This is a genomic window from Saccharicrinis sp. GN24d3, assembly GCF_052400645.1.
In the GTDB taxonomy this organism is placed as follows: domain Bacteria; phylum Bacteroidota; class Bacteroidia; order Bacteroidales; family Marinilabiliaceae; genus Saccharicrinis.
In genome coordinates this window covers 37,472-57,258 of sequence record NZ_JBQTGI010000019.1, presented here as the reverse complement: position 1 = coordinate 57,258, position 19,787 = coordinate 37,472, and the positions used below count along the sequence as shown (strand labels likewise).

11 protein-coding genes are annotated in these 19,787 nt (G+C 39.4%); all 11 read right to left on the bottom strand.

The features are described from left to right. Positions 1-92 precede the first annotated feature (92 nt). Positions 93-3,851: an endo-beta-N-acetylglucosaminidase gene (locus tag ACT29I_RS19930; protein WP_444794226.1), complete on the bottom strand. Its 3,759-nt coding sequence runs from the start codon at positions 3,849-3,851 to the stop codon at positions 93-95. A gap of 78 nt (positions 3,852-3,929) precedes the next feature. Next, positions 3,930-5,705: an Ig-like domain-containing protein gene (locus tag ACT29I_RS19925; RefSeq protein WP_444794225.1), complete on the bottom strand. Its 1,776-nt coding sequence runs from the start codon at positions 5,703-5,705 to the stop codon at positions 3,930-3,932. Positions 5,706-5,746: 41 nt separating this feature from the next. Further along, positions 5,747-7,516, bottom strand: a complete 1,770-nt coding sequence (locus ACT29I_RS19920) for a SusD/RagB family nutrient-binding outer membrane lipoprotein (protein WP_444794224.1) — start codon at positions 7,514-7,516, stop codon at positions 5,747-5,749. A gap of 44 nt (positions 7,517-7,560) precedes the next feature. Beyond that, a complete protein-coding gene (locus ACT29I_RS19915; protein WP_444794223.1) occupies positions 7,561-11,028 on the bottom strand; it encodes a SusC/RagA family TonB-linked outer membrane protein in 3,468 nt (1,155 codons plus the stop codon). A 90-nt stretch (positions 11,029-11,118) separates the two neighbouring features. Then, on the bottom strand, positions 11,119-12,165 hold the full coding sequence (locus ACT29I_RS19910; RefSeq protein ID WP_444794222.1) for a FecR family protein: 1,047 nt from the start codon (positions 12,163-12,165) through the stop codon (positions 11,119-11,121). 156 nt (positions 12,166-12,321) lie between these two features. Next, positions 12,322-12,882 (bottom strand): RNA polymerase sigma-70 factor, encoded by a 561-nt coding sequence (locus ACT29I_RS19905; RefSeq protein ID WP_444794221.1) that lies wholly within the window; start codon positions 12,880-12,882, stop codon positions 12,322-12,324. Positions 12,883-13,250: 368 nt separating this feature from the next. Further along, the gene (locus ACT29I_RS19900; RefSeq protein WP_444794220.1) at positions 13,251-13,727 is read right to left on the bottom strand and encodes a hypothetical protein; all 477 of its coding nucleotides are present in this window, start codon (positions 13,725-13,727) and stop codon (positions 13,251-13,253) included. A gap of 15 nt (positions 13,728-13,742) precedes the next feature. Next, positions 13,743-14,978: a DUF4249 family protein gene (locus ACT29I_RS19895; protein ID WP_444794219.1), complete on the bottom strand. Its 1,236-nt coding sequence runs from the start codon at positions 14,976-14,978 to the stop codon at positions 13,743-13,745. 5 nt (positions 14,979-14,983) lie between these two features. Then, complete coding sequence (locus ACT29I_RS19890; protein ID WP_444794218.1) at positions 14,984-17,500, bottom strand: TonB-dependent receptor domain-containing protein; 2,517 nt, start codon at positions 17,498-17,500, stop codon at positions 14,984-14,986. Between the two features lie 45 nt (positions 17,501-17,545). Then, entirely contained in the window at positions 17,546-18,511 is a 966-nt protein-coding gene (locus tag ACT29I_RS19885; RefSeq protein ID WP_444794217.1) for a FecR family protein, read from the bottom strand. Positions 18,512-18,690: 179 nt separating this feature from the next. Then, on the bottom strand, positions 18,691-19,701 hold the full coding sequence (locus ACT29I_RS19880) for a hypothetical protein (protein WP_444794216.1): 1,011 nt from the start codon (positions 19,699-19,701) through the stop codon (positions 18,691-18,693). Positions 19,702-19,787 lie beyond the last annotated feature (86 nt).

The window sequence follows — 19,787 nt, the reverse complement described above, 5'->3', positions numbered from 1 at the left end:
AAAAAAAGCAGCCTTAAAGATATTATATATCCCTAAGGCTGCCTATAAGTTATACTTTAATAAGTATAAGATCAATCCAATATGCTCTCACTTTATTTTTTAATCACTTTAATTACCTTTACGGTCTTATTATCCTTTAGAATACGCAGCAGGAAAGTTCCCTTAGGAGCGTTGACATTAATACGTACAAATTGATCGTTAGTAACAGAAACCAATTGCGAATATATATGCTGACCTAATAAATTATATACATCAACAGTATAATCTCCTTCCTTGGAAAATTGCACATTCACCTCATCCTTAAATGGATTAGGATAGGCTTCAAAATCCATCTCTGTTGCCATGTCATCAATAGCGGTTGAAGTATCTTCTACGCGCACATAGCTAAAGGTTTTAGTTGCGCTACCCCAACCGTTGGTCAGCGTAAGAGTCGCCACTTTATCACCCGTAGTACTATATTTCACCTCTGCTACACCAGCCTCATCGCTTCCGCTAGATGACACAAGTGCACCACCTTCGCCCAGCTTCCATTCTGCAGTTGTTGTAACTTTGTATACCGAGCCCGGGATAAATGGTGCACCAGGAATATAGTTAGGATCTTCTTTTGTAAAGCCAGTTACCTCACCCTCATTCGTACCCGGGATAGGTACTCCATAATAAGCTACACAAGTTGCATCTTTACCACTATTCGCAAAGTTCTTAGTAGTTGGATCTACATCAGATTCAAAATCCCAGTATCCTTTAAGTGCATCGGGTATATCCGCAGCCTCAATATGAGCCATACTGGTTTTTACCTCCTCAGCATTAATTGCTTTCGAATAATACTGTACCTCATCAATAATTCCATCGAGACCGGCCAAATCAGCAGAAGGACAACCGATAGTAATATTTGTATTGCGAGATAAGCTACTAATGTTTGATCCCATGGCACTTGTAAGCACCTGTTTACCATTAACATAAGCAGAGAAAGTTAATCCTCCATCCGATTGATAATCATAAACATATACTACATGAAACCATATATTCGGCTCGATGGTAGTTGAATAACCACTCATGGTTGCATCCCCATAGTAATTGCCAATGTGCGTTCTAAACCAATTCGGCTGTTCTGTACGACCATCAACATACCCCATGGTCATTCCCCAATTATTTTGAGGCCAGCCAGCTGTTGGATCCTTAATATTCATCAAGGCAGTACCCGTAGCAAGCGGTTTAAAATTTCGAGATTTAAACCAGAAGGCAAGTGAAAAATCCTCACCGTCATTAAGACCCAATGTACTTACCGGAAGAATAAAAGGTTGCTCCTTAAGATCAATACCTCGTGATACAACACCGTCGGCTTTGCGACCAGTATATGCAAAGTTAACAGCATCGTTTACTGTAATGGTAACAGGATCAGCACTCCCATTAGCTGTTAAAGTTTTAATCTCTGGTAATGCACCCACTTCCTGCGGAGAAATCTGTATCAGAGCCTTGTACTCTTTCTTACTATCATCAGCTAGGGTTACAATTACATCGTATATTCCAATGGCTGTTATTTTAGCTGTAAACTCCTTCACATTCTCTTCTGTAACAATAATATTACCTGTTACCTGCGAACGAATTTCCCATTTTTTGGCTGCCGGGTGGTAAAAATCCAAAAATCTTACCTCAAAATCTTCCTCCGGCTTAATAATATTCTTACTTACAACAATACCTTCCTCAATGGTTGGTGTCGGCAACTCCATGTACTCTCCCCAGGCAATGTCTGATTCGCTATTACCATCAAGAGATACTGCAGAAACACCTAAGCGAACTTTGTTACTTCCTGCTTTATTATGAGCAGCAGCAACCATATAAGCAGCCCACGAAGTGGTAGCTGTACAAAACTCAACACTTTCGCCTTCCTGCTGTGAATAGACCTTATAATACCACGTTTTAACATCGTCATTGTAAACAGGAGTTGCAGGATCCGAAATCGTACTGTTCATTGCATAAATTAGCTTAAAATCAAAGCCTTTATGATTCAGTGCCAACAACTTATTCTTTTTCACAAGAGGTATATCCGGTGTAACACTTTCCGAGCGAGCTATTTTGACCTCACCAATAAGAATCTTAAAGTCTGCACTTGCATCGTTGATCTGAAGTGCCAACATGGCAAGCGTTTTACCACCAACGTTAAAATCGCGGATTCCACTACCAACACTAATTGTTTTTTCAACCCAAACATCATCAGCAGCATCACTTGTCTTTAATAAAGACGAACGAGGAATAATTGCAGTTTTGTCATCACCTTCAACAGAACCGGCCAACTTAAGGGAAGCATTTCCACTAAGCAACTTATAACGTACCGTTACTTTGTCGCCATCCTGCATTGGATACTTTGTTTTAAACAAGTGCAAAAACTCGCTGCTGGTTTCACCTGAAACTTCAAGACAAGAACCACCGAACCAGGCATCGTTCCATGTAAAATTAGCCTTGAGTCCATCAACTACATCGTTCCCCATAAAAGAAGCGCTTAACCACCAGCGCCATGTAGGCAGGTAATCCTGAATACCAATGTTATACCACTCGCCTGCATTAGCCGTTACACCATTAATATTAAAGAATGTACCATTACCCAGGTTAAAGTAGGTTACAAAAGGATTGGTTGCTAAATCTCCCTGTAACACACTACGTGCCGTAATAAACTTAGAAATGCCGTGAAACGACTTAAGGGCATCCAATGTATAACCAAAGTTAGAACTTATGTCTGGCGTATTAGCCGGATTGCGCGTAGCTCCTGTAAAAAAGCCTTCGCTACGTGCCATATAGGTATTTTGCTGTACCAATGGATCGGATCCTTTCTCTGCACGAGTTTCATAAAGCATATTCATGTTATGAGCCCCCCAGATACCGATTGATATCTTACGATCCTTTAAGGCAGACCATGACTGGGGGCTACTAGCTTGCATATCCATACCGGCATATACATCGTAGGAATCACGTCCCAATTCGTTAGCTTTTGCCTCAGAACTTTGTAAGGCTGATGTTTCCCATCCGTAATTAAGAAAGAAATATTTATTAACATCTCCGCCCTTATAAAACCAATCCTTATTACCATCATTCAGAACAGTTGAGCTCCCGCCAACACGTCCTGCATTAGTCATCAGGTTGTACCATACAGATCCAAATGACGGCCAGTTAGCAGCATCTTTTTGAGCGCTTGCATCTTTCAAAAGACCATTAAAGGCAATACTTTGAGCCGGATCTGAGAAATTAAACTCCGAGTTAAGACCAATACCATCTACCCCGTAGTAACGGCAGAACTGCAGCATTTTTTCGGCCTTGCCATCTATCAGCGCCTGGAAATTTTGACCATGACCTTTATCCGTAGCCGACACGCTAGCTGCCCATCCAACATTGGCATTTACAGAGGTAAGCACCCCGTTTTTGTGGGCGGCATCTAAGAAAGCGGCAGGACAACGAATATAAGCAGCTGTCCAGTTACCGTACTTGTCGATGTAGTTCCACATATTGAATGCCTCCGAGTCGAAATAATAAGCCGGCTTGGCATTCCAACCATGGTTACCTTCACCAATGGGTACCCACCATAGCAGTTTACGCGCCGGATCCATGCTCTGATTGACCTGTGTTTGGGCATTGGTAAAACGCTCTTTAGGTTTTACGCGCGAAATAAAAAACTCATCATCGTCGGCCTCTGTCACCGAATAAGGCTGGCCTGGTGTCCATGCCTTGTAAAGATCGTAGAACTTTTCAGTTTTGCCACCTTCTTTAATGTAATTCGGGTGCTTGGGAATTTGTGCCAGAGCACTTATTCCAATCCCCACTAATGCAGTAAACAATACTGCTCTAAGGTTAAACTTCTTCATAGAAATTAAATTAAAATAATTAAAACTATATATAAAGAGCTATCGTATCGAAATCAATATGATAGCTCTGCAATATTTCTAAAGATCGTCAAGGTCAAACGCATCAACATTAAACGACACCTTCACCGCAGTACCGTTGCTTCGTTGCACTTCGGCATTTACAAGCATACGTTTCCCATCAGTTCCATTACTAATTGTAACTGTACCCTTAACTGGCGACAAACTATAATTACTGTGATGACGCCACGTTAATCTACCTGTATTAAAGGAGTACGTTCCGTTAGCTACGCTGGTAAGAGGAGTAGCCAAGGTGTAATTTTTACCCGACTTGGTATCTAGCATAAGTTCGAGATTTCCACCTCCGAAGGCGTAGAGGGCATCTTTGATAGTACCATCTGTAACCGATACATTACTTTCTGCGTCTACTACCGTCACTTCACGCGTAGCCTCTTTGCCACCTGCCAGGGCTTTTATCATCACCTTACCGGCTGACACTGCTGTTATTTCACCTTTATCATTCACCAAGGCAATACTTTCATCAGCTGAACTCCATGATACATTAAAAGCATCCTGCGCAACTTCAGGTAATATTTTTGCATTCCATTTGGTAATATCACCAGCCATAAGCATAGTTTGTCCGCTGCTCAACAATATTTTGTCAACACTCGCTTTCACGGTTAACTTGATTGTACCGGCTTTACCATTAACGGTCGCACTGATATCAGCTGTACCTGGTGCAAGTGCCTTTATACTACCCATAGCATCCACGGTAGCCACCGAGGTATTCGATGAAGACCATTGTACTAGGTCGATCCAATCGTCTTGAGCCTTACCTGGTAAAATACGCATCTCCGGTTTATAACTATCACCAGATGACATCTCCTTTTCGGCAGGCGTTATCTCTACACTTTCAACATTATAGCGATTACGGATATTAATCTCCGCTGTTATCTTACTACTGTTAACTGCAATAAAAACCTTTAATTTAGCCGGTATATCCCCAGCCACCACTGTGGCATGTTGTATGTGCTTATGGGCAGCATCTAAGTGAATATTTTTAAGAATCGCACCAGAGCCTTCCATACTCCAATCATATTGAATAGATTCCAGCGTGGCATCATCATCGGGTTTCACGCTTGCGTAGGCATCCAAAACCAAGGTTGTGCCCGGGAACATGGTTTTCTGTATAAAACCGATCTTACTGCGTTCCTTCCACGACAGCTCAGCCAAAGGCCCCACATGTAGCGTGCAGGTCGCTTGTTTAGTTCCCATTGTTACAGTTAACTTAGCCACCCCCTCAGCCTTAGGTGAGATAACAACTTTTAGTTTCCCTTCTTCTTTACTGAACGATTTAATAACAGCCACCTCAGGCTTATCAATAGTCCATTTTGCATCGTAGGTTTTTGTAAGATCTATAGGTACTATCACGGCTGTTATTATAGTATCAGCCGACTCAGGCCTTAAATAGTAATCCTTAACATTAATAAGTAAGGTATTCGGTTTAGGGTTCTGAGGAATAACACGCATTATTGCTGTCGCATATTTACCTCCTGGCAATTGCGCTTTTATCAGCACATTATCTGTTTTAGGCGTTAATTGCAAACCCTTTGCAAGCCCGTTCTCATCAATAGTAATATACTCGGCATTACTACTTGACCATGTAATCAACTTACTCATTCCTGCAGCACCTGCACCGGACACCTCAGCCTCAAGCTTAAGCGTTTGATTAAGCTCCACTGTAGAATTTAGCTTATTTATGGTGATATATACCTCTTCCTCTTCTTTGCACCCTACAAGTAATACAAGAATAAGCAGCAGAGGGGAAAAAAATTTATTCAATAATCCATTTTTCATTTTCCAATAGTTTTTCATTTCAAAATACATGAAGCTCCTAATTAAAAGTTACGGGGCACAACCTTTCCATTGTTATAATCTTCGGTTGCGACATCCCACCAGATACGTTGTCCACCCTCATTAGAACCTCCGAGTGCCGGGATAAGCGAAGTAGCTATGTCAGCAGCATTGTTATCGGTTTGAATGTAAGGAATGCGGCGCAGTTGCAATTCTGTATCCACACCAGGCCAGTTATTAATCCGTACAGGAAACAGACGGGGGTAACCTGTTCGACGAAATGTCGTCCATGCCTCTGCCCCCATACCAAAATTGGCAATATATTTTTGTGTGATAATTTTTTCAAGTTTGAGCTCCTTCGTGTCTATATCGTTCCACTTCACACCGATGCTCACTCTTCCTTCAATATTATTGGCCTGGTCATAAGGATCAACATAATCGACCACAGGAAGTTTGTCTTGAGCTACATAAGCTTCGTATTGATTACCAATCCCATTTTCATCAAACGATCGTTTAATTCCTTCTTCATACAAAGATTTTGCATCGCCGCCCATATTCCAACCTCGCAAGGCTCCTTCGGCTCGTAGAAACAAAACTTCAGAGACTTTTAACAAAGAGCGCGGAAAAGTGGCCACTTTAAAATAGGAGTACATTCCATACCCTTGTGTTTTATTGGATTTATCGATCATAGGAACTCCCTGACGGATACCAAAATAATCGGCTCCAACTTCAAAACCTGTTGAATTACCCTCTTTGCTATATATCGGCGAACTATTTTTTGTGAACCAAACACCAATAAGTGGATTGTTGAAATGCTTTAATATATTTTCAAGCGAGCCACCTAGTCGCAGATCATCCCAACCAGCTGAAATGTCGTACAATGGATGATTTTGCTTACCACTGTTCTCATCGGTATAAGCAATATCAGTATACTGAAGAACTCCTATTTCATCATTTACAGCTGACTCTGCAATCTCCTGTGCCTTAGCAGGCTTAACCTTTACCATATTCATTGCCATCCTAAGACGGATAGCGTTTGCAAACTTAACCCATAGCTGCCATTTACCCTGAGATAATCCTCCTTGTACACCTTCAATCTTAGCAAGATCATACGACGTGGGAGCACGCTCTTTCAACACTTTAATGGCTTCTTCCAATTCATCAAATATTTTAAAGTATACCTTCTCAGCTGACTCATAATTGATGGGCGGATTCTCCTTCAAATTGCGTAAGTCATCAAAAGGTACTGCACCATATATGTCGATAATCTCATGCATACTGTAGGCATACATGATTTCAGCAATGGCTTTCCACTCGGGTACACCTAATTGCTCTGCATACATGTACGCATTATAGAGCTGTGGAAACAATTTTAAACTGGCACCCATAGGTCCTCCAAGATACGGATTAGGAAAGGTATAGGTAGTAGGCAATGGCCCGCCATAGATAAAGTTATTTTGGCTAACAGTCATATAGCCTGCATAAGAATCTATGCTATTAGCCCGCATATACTGGTACGAGTGCTTCTGATAGTTAAGCATGTACTTCATCCCTTCAAGCAATTCACCTTCCATGACCTTAAGGGTAACTTCTGCCTTACCTCCATCAGTATCATCCCCATCTTGATTTTCATCCACTATTAGCCATGGGTAGTCATTATCCTCAAGTGGACCACAAGCGGTAATGAACAAAACAAGACACATAACAGCCAATCCAATGAACGACCCAACAGGAACTTTCTCCTTGTTTGAATTTATACTCGTTAGCAACATTCCTTCCTTATTTAAAATCCTTATTTGATGAAATATTTTCATTTTCGTTATATTAATTTATAGAATTAGCTACCTAACATATCCCTCTAAAATGTAAGCTTAACATTCACACCCAAAGTTCTTGTTGCTGGCAAGGCATAAACATCGATACCGCCAAAACCATTGGCCGAGGACATAGAAATATCCGGATCTATCGGTGCATCTTTATATAAAAACCCAATATTTCGTGCAACAAGAGAAATACTAACATCTTTATTTGCGCCCAGCAAGTCACGTAAGGAGTACCCCAGAGACAATTCCCTGAAACGCAAATTCGTGGCATCATAAACGTAATCCTCCATCGGGTTTTCACCAATTTTAGAATAGTACGCCTTAGCATCTACTTGTCTCCCTGTTCCATCAGGCAGGGTCACTTTACCTCCCTTGTTACGAGCATCAGCCGTCCGCTGTGACAATCCAAAGCGATCGAGGTCGGCTTCGGTAAGGGACATTACTTTGCCACCAACTTTACCGTCTATCAGCATATAAAAATTAAAATTCTTATAAGCCAGCGTATTGTTCCACCCAAAGTTCATTTTAGCCGTTGCATTTCCAACGAAAGTTTCGAATGTTCCAGTGGCCATCATGGGTGCTCCCTGCGAATCAATCTGAATATGCCCCTTATCGTCTTTCATAAACGAATTAACATATAGATCACCGAAGGATCCACCTTCAATAAATTTAATCTTAAATGCTGCATCTCCGAGCTCTATTTTCTGAGCTGTGCCATTAGCCGGCTTGTAAGTAGACAGTATTGTGTTATCGTTGTATGAAAAATTAAGACCTGACTTCCATCGCCAATTATTATTATTAAAAACCATGTAACCAATCGAAACCTCCAGCCCTCTATTTTGAACTTTTCCAGAATTAATAGGCTTAAGCTGCCCTGATGGAGTAGAATAACGTAAGAATTGATTTTCCATGGTGGTTTGATACAATGCTATATCAAAGTCCAGCTTATTATTCAATACAGCCCCTTCCATTCCAAATTCAATAGCTTTTGTGGTTTCAGGCTTTGGATTATCAAAAGATGGAGCTCGGGCTGAGATAGCACCAGTGCCAAAATCGATATTCTGAGCCCTGTAAATAGAGTTGGGGATAGAATTACCCACTTCACTATAGGAAGCACGCAACTTTAAATAATTGACATATCTTTTTAACTTTGGAACTATTTGCTGCAACTGCATATTTGCACCAAAAGAAAAATAAGGAAAACTCTTATACTTACCCTTATCGGCAAACTGCTGAAATGCCTTTGCCCAATCGTTACGGAAGCTCATATCGATATAGGCCATATCCTTATAACCTAACTGTGCCGTTGCAAACACAGCAGCCTCCCAGTCACTACTCCATGTTTCGTATGCTGCTGCGGATGATTCTATTAAATTGCGCCTGTTGTTTTGGGGCACAAATACATTGGGCATAGCTGCGGTATCAATAGGATTAGTCACACCAAAGTACCTGTCCTTAATTCTTTTAGTACTGGCTCCTACGGTTGTATTTATCTCTATATTACCATTTACTTTTTTATTCAAGGTTGTCAATATATCGGCAAACACATCACTACGCTTGCCACGACCCGTGAAATATTTCCCGCCTAAACCACGTGTCTCACGATTAAGTGTGGCGTATTCCTCGGCCTTCGACTTGTTCATCTTACTATCAATGCTCAATCGACCCTGTACTGACAACACCTCTTTCACGATATCTGCATTAGCCGTAACAGAACTAAGAACACGATCTTTAACCAGTTCACCATCACGTTTATTAATCATCCAGAAAGGATTATTGTTATGCTGAGTGAACCATGGCCATGACTGCACGTTATGACCTTCTAATTTTTTATTCGTACTTGCTGGATTACCCAACACCATATCGTCATCAGCTCGGGCAATATGTTGATAGTTATTTTTAAAATAACGCATATCAATATTAGCCGGTGTGCGGTACAAGCCATAAAGAGGGTTCAGACCTTTACCTATAGAAGGCGTATTTTCTGTTTTCTGATGGATGTAGTTTATCGACAGATCAAGCTTCAGTTTTTTGTTCAGAATCGCAAATGATTGCTTAAACAGGATGTTATGCCTGTTAAACTTATTGTTTGGTGTTAATCCTTGCTGATAAGTGTTACCATATGAAAAGTAGGACTTATTAAACTCCGTTCCAGCGTTAATAGAGACACTATTGTTACAAGTTAACCCCAACACAAAAAAATCTTTGATGTTATCGCGGGTATTGCGGGTGGCATAGGGCAATCTATTTATCTCTTCGTCAGTAAATTCACTTATTTTTTTACCCCATCCATCAAAGTTCATCTTGTAACCATTACTTATATTACCACCATATTCTTTCTGTAATTCTGGTAAAATAAGCGGAGACTCAACCGTTACACTGCTTGATACATCAACCCTCGGTTTTCCCTCGCGTCCACTTTTTGTTGTTATAAGTATTACCCCATTATTGGCAGCACTACCATATAAAGCTGCGGCGTTAGCTCCCTTAAGGATAGACATGCTTGCGATATCATCTGGATTAATGGTTGAAAGCAGATCGCCACCATCAGAGGCTCCACTATATTGCAGACTCTGCGTTTGTCCTGACATACCGTTTGACAAGGGAATACCATCCAAAACAATCAGAGGTTGGTTATTACCAAGCATAGAGCTTTGCCCACGTAGCAATATCTTAGAACTACCACCACCCGCACCAGAAGAGTTAGGTGTTATAGTCAACCCTGCTGACTTACCTTGCAAGGAATTCATGAAATTGGTATTCTTGGCTCGTGTTAACTCCTTATTCTTAATTGTTTGAGTAGAATAAGTTAGTGATTTAGCTTTTCGTTCAATCCCCATAGCTGTCACAACAATCTCCTCGAGATTTTCAGTATCACTTTTTAGTACAATCCTCATATCCTTTGCAAAATCAGGTTCAATAACCATTGGTTTAAAACCTATAAACGAAACCTTTAACAAGACATTAGGATCTGTAATATCTAAGCGAAAATGCCCATTGAAATCACTAATTGTACCTACTGACAAATTATCTTTAACAACGATTGTTACCCCTATAATAGGTTCCCCTTTTTCATCCGTTATAAGACCCTGAACAAAACCACGTTGAAGCTTAACTTCCTTCCGCTGCTTTTTCTTTTTAGATAAGACAATTTGATTCCCCGATATAACATATTGCACATAAGATCCCTCAAACAAACTAGCCAATGCCTCTCTAATTCCTTTTCCCTGCCAATTAACCGATACTTTACTTTTAACATCCAGCACCTCACTATTAAACAGAAAGGTATAGTCACTTATCTGCTCTACCTTATTGATAACCTGCTCCACAGTAACATCTTTCATTCTCAGTGTCAGCAGCTTATCCTCGACTACTGAACTCCATACTGACATTTGAAATAGCATCCATAAAACAGCTATCATCACACACTTATTTGCCCTCGCTAGGTATCTATACGACAATACAATAGCAGCAAAGCTTTTCATAAGCCCTTTACTTCTCATACTTATAAATTATTATACAATTAATATTTATACTTTTGGATTGTAGAAATACATCATTACAATTTCCAGAATCTTTATTTGTTGTTGTACTTAAAAATTTTCATCATCCTTAAACGTAACTGTGATTAATCGCCGAGTAAAAGAACTATCAGCTTTTGTTTCTATCGCACTAACGGTCCACTCAAGAGGTGTTGAAAGTTTAAGGTACTCAAGTATCTGAAAAATACTTTCCTGACCAAAAGTAGCCCTATATAAAGAGTTATTATCAGAAGGATTTTCCAAGACAATATCCACATTATAATGCCTAGCTAGTTTATTTAGAATAACCTCGAGAGCCACATTGCGAAAAACTAATTTCCCATCTTTCCATGCCACTTTATCATCCACAACTATAGGTTTCACAATCATCATTTTAGCGTTTTTATCATATAAGGCACTCTCACCAGGTTGCAGTACCACCGTTGAATTCCCTCCGGGCGAAATCACATTCACATGCCCAGTCTCAAGAACAGTTTCAACAAAACCATCATCACAGTAGGCATTAACATTAAATTTTGTTCCGTAAGCAAATACTTTAGAACCATTTCCGGTAGTCACATAAAAAGGACGATCCGGGTTAGCTTTCACCTCAAAATATCCTTCTCCCCATAATTCCACCTCACGCTGTTTATCAACAAAACGGGAAGGAAAACGCAACTTACTTTCAGCATTAAGCCATACCACTGAGCTATCAGGTAACTCGTAGCGCGTAATAGTACCTGGTGAAGTCAATATTTCCATATAACTAACAGCTTGATTTTCCTTCACACTATACCGATATGCTAATACGGCAGACAATATGATAAATGGCAACGCAATAAATGCTGCATATTTCATAGCTAAGCGAATCACAGAAATATTTTTTCCCGTTTTTTTAATTTTTCTCTCAACATTTTTGTAAGCTTTATGAACATCCAGTGTCTGACATTCCTCGATATCCCCTTCAATTGCCATGACAGTCTGAATTTCTCTCATGCGTTGTGATAAGGTTTCATACTTTTGTATTTCTGCTTGTACCCACTTTGCCTCATTTGCTGTGCATGTACCCCTGCAGAAACGAATCAAACTACTCTCTATGGACCAATTATTATTATTCACTTTTCCTATGTTTACTAATAAGACATATAGTAATGACAAAAACAGACACAAAAAATTACTTTTTTTAAGGAATAATGCCAATACTTACATATTACACTAGCTATCTGACCATTACAAACACCACAATTTTACACTTAATTATGTATGTGAAAATTTTTATGGTAAAAAAAGGAGTAACGGTAAATACTCTTTTAGTTCTATCCTCAGAAAAGATTCCACTTTATGCTTATATCTCTCCACTGTTTTTTCAGAAACACCTAAAGACACAGCAATCTCTCTGTTCTTTTTACTCTCGAAACGGCTCATTTTATAAACCCGCCTATAATTATCAGGAAGTTTGGCTAAAGCGTTTTCCAACAACTGTACTAATTCTCCTACAGAGAAAATATCCTCAACAGACTCGCAATATATTGGTAGATTCTCACTCAAGGACACCACGTTATTATTCCTCTTACTATATCGCTGCAAATAATTTAGACAAGCATTACGGCAGCAAGCTATTAAATAGTTCTGCAAAGAAATTTTAATATCCAAAGTCTTTCGTTGTTCCCATATAGATATAAACACTTCCTGCACAATATCATGACGTAGTTCCTGATCCTGAATGAACCTTTTACTAAAAAGAAATAAAATCGGATAAAAATTATCAAATATAACTTTAAAAGCAGCTTCATTATCTCTGAAGGTAACCTCATTTAGCAGCTCAAGATCATCCATTGTATAATTTTTACTATTCGATAAAAGGTCATAGATCAATTATTTAATCTCTGATGTATCAGCAATCACCAGCGCAACGTGAAATTCAAGTAGTATTACACTTTACTACTAACTGCACTGAATCTACTTAAACGTTTTAGCAATCAAATATACAACTTCTCAGGAGAATATAAATATGACATATCTCACCTAGCTTATTCAAGCTTCAAACTCTTATTAATAGTTTCAGGGAAAAAAGCTAGAACCTAAACGAAATCATTCCATTAGCGAGCCATCTTTCAATAAAGAAGCAACCTATAATAGCCCAATAATACAAGCATGTTGTACTATTAGGCAATTAAGATACGCTTAACGTAAAAAAGAGATTTTTAAAAAATTATCTTAATCCCAATCCCATTGTTCATTACCGCCAGTTCCATTTGAGGCTGAAAACAATATTTTGATGCGCTTAAGTTTTTGGCATTATACAATTCAGCCAATTGCCGGATGCGTTTGTTGTAATTAGAATAGAGCGGAACCGAAATAGCAGAAAGACCAAGGCCTACACCAAGCATGGTCCAATCTATTTTTTCACCTCCCAAAGCCATTCCAACAGGAATACCAACAGCTGAACCGGCAGCCGTACCAAGGAAAAATAAGCCTACTTTCTGTCTTCTTGTCTTTTTCAATAAACCTATAGCTTCTTGATCGAATTTGAAGACAGGCTCCATCTCTTTTAACTTAAATTTTCTGCCATCCTGCTCCAGCATACAAACGCCTAGCACATTTTTTACTTCTAATGTCTGTGCTTTTCCATAGAAAAAAGCCATCAAATAAAATACAATAACAACAATTAACTTATTCATATCTCTGTTTTTAATTTATAATGCTGACCATATTTTATCATCTACTGTTTTTAACGAACTTACACCTTCAATTTCAATGGCTGCATATACCCCGGAGCGATAGATTGTACCAAATCCGGTCTCAATCACCTCAGCACCCTTCATAATCACATCATAGAAATAATAGAGATCAGAGGGGACCTCCTGGTATTTATCCGTAAAATAGACCAGAATCTGTTTGTGATTCAAAATTTCATAAGCACCATATAGCTTCCCGGAACTACTCACCAGTTCGCAATCGCCTAAAGGTGAAAACTCAATTTTCATCCTTCCATCTCCAGAATACTTATCCTTCTCATATTGGACCCCAAACGATTTCCTCGAATTAAACAGGCTTAAATTGCGCGCCTGATAGGACTTCGGGTTAGCCTCATACTCCTTACAGCTAACGGCAGAGAAATAACCTGCAATCTCATCACTGTCAAAATTTGAAGGTAAACTAACTGGTCGAACGTTATTTAAGCTTTGCAAGCGTGTCTCACTCAAAACGGACCATACGTAGTCTTGATAATCCGAAGTCATTGTAAATCTCCGTAGTATGCTCCCCTCTGAGCTCAGCAGGTCCTTCTCTTTCCAGGCACTGCCATGATCATCTACACTGGCCCGCTTGTGAAAGTTCATTCGTCCTTCTAAAATGATTTCTACATCGTCATACGCAGCCCTACCAGTTTTCCAGATGGATGACTTTGCTTGTCCAAACACATCGGTAGTATACCAACCGGCATTTTGCAAAACTGAAAATTCATCCGAAGTCATTACTTCAGCCACCGGCATGCTTTGTTTCGCCGTATACATTTTACCATCCATTTCAACCGTTAAGGTGTACTCCTCACTTTCTTTTCCGGCAAAATAGGTTTCACTTTCGTAAATTCCTTTTGATAACTTCGCACTATACGGCGCATTAAACACTACATATTTGGGATGCTTTGATGGCAGCTCTTTAAAGCGGTATGTATTTTCCCCATCCGACAATGTGATTTTGGCGCCGGAAACCCCTTGAAAATCCTGAGGCTTATTGATCCCTGCCGGGCGTGTGATTATCACATGGTGTTTGGATGGAGTAGTGGTTATCTGTGCTTCAATAACGTATTTCACCGATGTTGAATAATCTTTTACAAAATCTGTCAAATCCAGCGAATCTGAACAAGAAGCGAGAAGTAGTGCCAACCAAACAAAGCTAAAAAGTAAGATCTTAAATTTTTGGAACATCATAATCGTTAAAATTTAAAATTATAAGATAACATGGGCAGGTATTTATAGAAAGTTTCGGTGGATGGCTTTAGTGCCATAATTTCGTAATTATAGCTGACTGAAACAGGGTTCGTCCGGCCATAGGCATTAATAACCCCCACATTGACGGTACCTTGCCATTTGCCTTTTATCTTTTTATGACGATAGGTTAACATGGCATCCAAGCGATGATAATCTTTAAAGCGGGCATTATGAATATTGCCATACAAAGGCACAATGGTTCTTCCTCCATTTAATAACTGAGTACCTACCGGTAAGGTGTAAGGTTTTCCCGTGCTATACTTCCAGTAGGTAGAAATCCCCCATCTTTTGGTAAATTGGTAAGAGGCTGTCACATTCACCTGATGTGGAATATCAAATTTTGCATCATAGGCTCGCCCGTTATTAATCTCGGGCACTTTCACCCGTGTTTTAGCATAGCAATAGTCAATTTTAAGGTTTACTTTATTTGTTTTATACCCCACCCCCGCTTCAAATCCATAAGATGTGGCTCCTCCCCTTCGTAAATATTGCTCGTAGGTAATGCTTTGCACATCGGGGTAGGCTGCAAAATCCAACTGGTTTTGAATTTGCTTATAATACCCTTCCAAGCTAAAACTGAAATATTTACTTCCGTATTGATATCCGGCAGAAAAAATATCACTTTTCAAAGGTTTCACATTATTAGATACCGGTATCCACATTTTCAGCATATCAAAATCATTCTGATATGGATAAGGGGACTGAACAAATTGCTGCATACGCGAATAAGCAGAAAACACACGATGCTTATGATTGAACTTATATTGCAGATTCAGACGTGGCTCCACACCAATCCAGGTTTTGTAAAACCCTCCCTTATTTCTCTCCATACCGACAATCTTACATGCTTGGTCCAATGTATACAGATTGGTCTTCCCCAATGCTCCTATCACATTAAGATTGATGCCATAGTTTAGGGTTAGCAGCTCACTAATGTGCCATTGGTGCGAAGCATAGAGATCGAACGACTGCAGTTGCTTTTTTCCCAAGTCAATGTCTAAAGCCTTCATCCGTCCTGGCTGGAAGATATGACGCCCAATTTTTATTCCAGCCGTTATCGTATTTCTATCATTGAGATAATAGGATAACTGATGCTTCAACCTGATTTCGGAAACCTCAGTTTCCCATGAATTTTGAGTTGTCGAAAATGAAACAAAGCTTTTAAAGTGATTATATATGACGGATGTATTAACAAACAACTTTTCATTAAAAATGTGACTCCAGCGAACTGTAGCTAACGTATTTCCCCAATCAGAACGATAAACGGTCCCATCTGACGCAAAGTTATCTTTCCCTTGATACAATGAGAAGTACAGTTTATTATTGGCATTCAGCTTACAATGTAACTTGGTATTCACATCATAATAAGCGGGAGAAGCCATAGTTTTACCCTTCATAATTTTGTCAATCCAACTTCTTCTACCTGAAATCATGTAACTCACCTTGTCCTTTACCAAAGGCCCCTCGACCACGAGTCGGGCTCCAATGGTTGAAACGCCTCCGGCAAGTTGAAACGCCTGGCTATTTCCATCTTTTGTAGCAATATCTAAAACGGATGAAAGACGTCCTGAATATTGTGCGGGGAAATACCCTTTATAAAAATTGGTATTCTTTATCGCATCACCGTTTATCACCGAAACCAGTCCCATGATGTGCGAGGGACTGTAAACCGGCGCTTCGTCCATTAACACGAGGTTTTGATCGAAATTTCCGCCTCGCACATAATAAAAAGAAGCACCGTCACTCACCGTTTTGACACCATTTTGCAGCTGTATCGCTTTTAATATGTCCGGTTCGCCCATAAAAAGAGGCAATTGCTTGACTTCTTTGGGTGTTAAACTGACAACTCCGGCAAACTGTTTCTCTTCTCTTGCTCGGTCAGACTGCACCACTACTTCATGCAGACTATTGACATCCTGTGAAAGCTTCACATCCAGCCTCTTTTTACCTGCAGTAAGGATGTTCTCTTCCTTATACCCCAGATAATTCACGGTAATTGCTGTTACCTCCTCATCCATAGTCAAACTATAGAAACCATACTGGTTCGTAACCGTTCCCAACCTTCTGTCTGCTGTTGAAATAGTTGCCCCAATAAGTGACTCTCCGGTTGTTTTATCATAAACAAACCCTGATACGGTTTGCCTTCCATCCTCCTTTTCATTTTTCTTATTGATAATGACAATGGTACTTCCTACTTTTTTATAAGTGAGCGGAAGTCCCTTAAATAAATCGGTAAGAACACTATCTAATGACATTGAATGGAACGATCGGGTCACTTTTCCCTTTAAGGCAGGCAATTTACTGTTATAAGAGAAATCTGTCTCCGTTAATAGATTATCGAGCTTTTTCAAAGCAGTTTCAATTGAAACATCATCAAAAGAAATCGTTATTTTATCTCCTTCTTGGGCATACAGATGGCTGTACACAATGAGTAGCATTGCTACTATTGATATCTTTCTCATTGATTTAACTATCTTAATGTATTGATTTAAAAGAGATATGAACACCTATTGCACAGAGATCCAATAGGTATTATTTACTTTTTTGAAATTAACGTCGCAAGTAAGACTCAACACTTCAATAATTTCAGCCAATGGCTTTTGGTTAAAGTTAGCTGTTAATAAACAGGAGTTGCCGCCTGAAGGTATTGACTCGATTTTAGTATCGTAATAAGTATTCAAATCCCTTATCACCTGAGGTAATGGTGTATTTTCGAATACAAAAACGCCCGTTTTCCAGGCCAAATAGTTTTTATTCCTGGTATCAAAATAATCTAAAGAATTGTGGTTTACTTCCGCCGTTTGCCCCGAGATAAGAACCACAGACTTATCCAGCTGATTGGCCTTTACACTTACTTTTCCGGTTGCTACAGTTACGCTTGTTTTGTTCCCCATATCCTTGATATTAAAGGAAGTTCCCAACACACGAACATCGACTGTTTGCATTTTAACGGTAAAAGGTCTCAGGCTATCTTTGGCTACCTCAAAAAAAGCCTCCCCAGACAGGCTAACCACCCTTTCTTTGCTGCCGAAAGTTTGTCGATATGTTAATTTCGCACCCTTATTGAGCCAGATTGTCGTTCCATCAGAGAGAACCACACTGTTTTCCGGGCCACTCATCGTACAATCTACAACTAGTGTTTTTGTCGATGTGAAGTGTGCCACCATCAAATAAGCCGTAACAGATAAAATACAGACAACAATAGCAGCGGCAACCCTTTTGAAGCGAGTCAGGAGCGAAATGAGCTTCGGTTGAGGTTTATTTCTCTGGGTAACGGCCTGTTCTACCCTGGCCAAAGCCTTTTGGGTGTCAAACTGCCTCACATCGATTTGCCCCCCGCCTGTTGACCAAATCTTTTTGAGTACCTCATATTCGGCTTTGTGCACTTCTTTGTACTCGTCAACAAGCATCTCTTCCTCTGATGTTGTTTCTCTTAGAAAATGCTTTAATAATAGTATGTATGATTCATTCATTTCACCTTCTCTTAATGCTTTATATTGAGATGTCGAAAAATGGAAGTGATACCCTTAGTTGAAATAGAAAAAAACTTTGAGCAATTGAACGCGAAAATTTGGATTGAATCCCAATTAGGTAGTATAAATAAGAGCCGTAAATAATTTCAACGACCCTATACTTTATTATTGTTTGATGACTACTTTTTAGTTAATGTTACACTAAAATAGTACTGTCCATCGCGGGACAATGCTTTTATTACCAACTGCTTTGCATCCACATTTAAAACCTGAAATATTTCGCGCTCTTCTTTAGACCATGCTTCTTCCAAGTCAATCATTTCTTTATTTAAATTTAACGCCCTATAACGATCGATGGCCCCATTAGACAACATCAACCTACCTGACAGGATATTATTCTTTAATGTAATCGCAAATGAATTCATCCCATCCGGTGCCAACAGACTCCATTGACCTGATACCTTTTTAAAAGCACCGAAATTCAAAACATCATCGATAATTTCAACTTCTGGTAGATGATCTGTATCGGTTGAGTTGGTTAGCAACCAGGTACCTTGTAGGTGATTTAGAGTATATTCTGGAACCAGAAGTTTATAAAAAACGATCTCTTCTGCTGTCATCCAATGAATTTTATCAGCTGGTGCAGCTCTAATTGTGAAATAATAAAAATCCTCTGCCTCTTTATTTGAAAATCCAATAGCTTTATAATAATCAATATAAGACTGATGATAAGCATGCCCTTTCGGAAAATCTTTAGCCGTTTTGCCTCCATCGGCCCAGGCATGAACTCCTATTTTAGTATTCTTTCCGGCAGTTCTGGTAATTCCTGCCAAAAAGAAGTCAACACCTCCTGAAGCAATCTGACCATTGTCCATTAGATGCGTGCTTAATCCTAACTCATGCACCCGTTTAGATAATTCCAGGTTTACTTCATCATTGATGGAACCATCGCATTGCTGGATGTTTACCTGTTTTACTCCGGGATTTTTCTCATACAACTCATTAAATTCATTAAGTGACTTAGAATTAATAACTCCATTTAAAAGAATCGTTTGATCATTAACAACGGAGAAGATTTTTTTCTTCTCCAACAATGCAAGCTCATCTTCTTCTTTACTACAGGCAATGGTAATTGTTACGATTCCCAGAACAATTACAATCAATTTAGTCAAATCGGTTAACATTTTCATTTTTATTTGTTTAAGCAAATTTTATATTCAAAATTATCTATCGCTGGCTAATTATTGGTAATCACCGTATTTTCAGTAAAGCCTAT

What these genes read in the sequence shown, in the direction of transcription:
- ACT29I_RS19930 (WP_444794226.1), bottom strand. Translation starts at nt 3,851, where the DNA reads ATGAAGAAGTTTAACCTTAGAGCAGTATTGTTTACTGCATTAGTGGGG.
- ACT29I_RS19925 (WP_444794225.1), bottom strand. Translation starts at nt 5,705, where the DNA reads ATGAAAAATGGATTATTGAATAAATTTTTTTCCCCTCTGCTGCTTATT.
- ACT29I_RS19920 (WP_444794224.1), bottom strand. Translation starts at nt 7,516, where the DNA reads ATGAAAATATTTCATCAAATAAGGATTTTAAATAAGGAAGGAATGTTG.
- ACT29I_RS19915 (WP_444794223.1), bottom strand. Translation starts at nt 11,028, where the DNA reads ATGAGAAGTAAAGGGCTTATGAAAAGCTTTGCTGCTATTGTATTGTCG.
- ACT29I_RS19905 (WP_444794221.1), bottom strand. Translation starts at nt 12,882, where the DNA reads ATGGATGATCTTGAGCTGCTAAATGAGGTTACCTTCAGAGATAATGAA.
- ACT29I_RS19900 (WP_444794220.1), bottom strand. Translation starts at nt 13,727, where the DNA reads ATGAATAAGTTAATTGTTGTTATTGTATTTTATTTGATGGCTTTTTTC.
- ACT29I_RS19895 (WP_444794219.1), bottom strand. Translation starts at nt 14,978, where the DNA reads ATGATGTTCCAAAAATTTAAGATCTTACTTTTTAGCTTTGTTTGGTTG.
- ACT29I_RS19890 (WP_444794218.1), bottom strand. Translation starts at nt 17,500, where the DNA reads ATGAGAAAGATATCAATAGTAGCAATGCTACTCATTGTGTACAGCCAT.
- ACT29I_RS19885 (WP_444794217.1), bottom strand. Translation starts at nt 18,511, where the DNA reads ATGAATGAATCATACATACTATTATTAAAGCATTTTCTAAGAGAAACA.
- ACT29I_RS19880 (WP_444794216.1), bottom strand. Translation starts at nt 19,701, where the DNA reads ATGAAAATGTTAACCGATTTGACTAAATTGATTGTAATTGTTCTGGGA.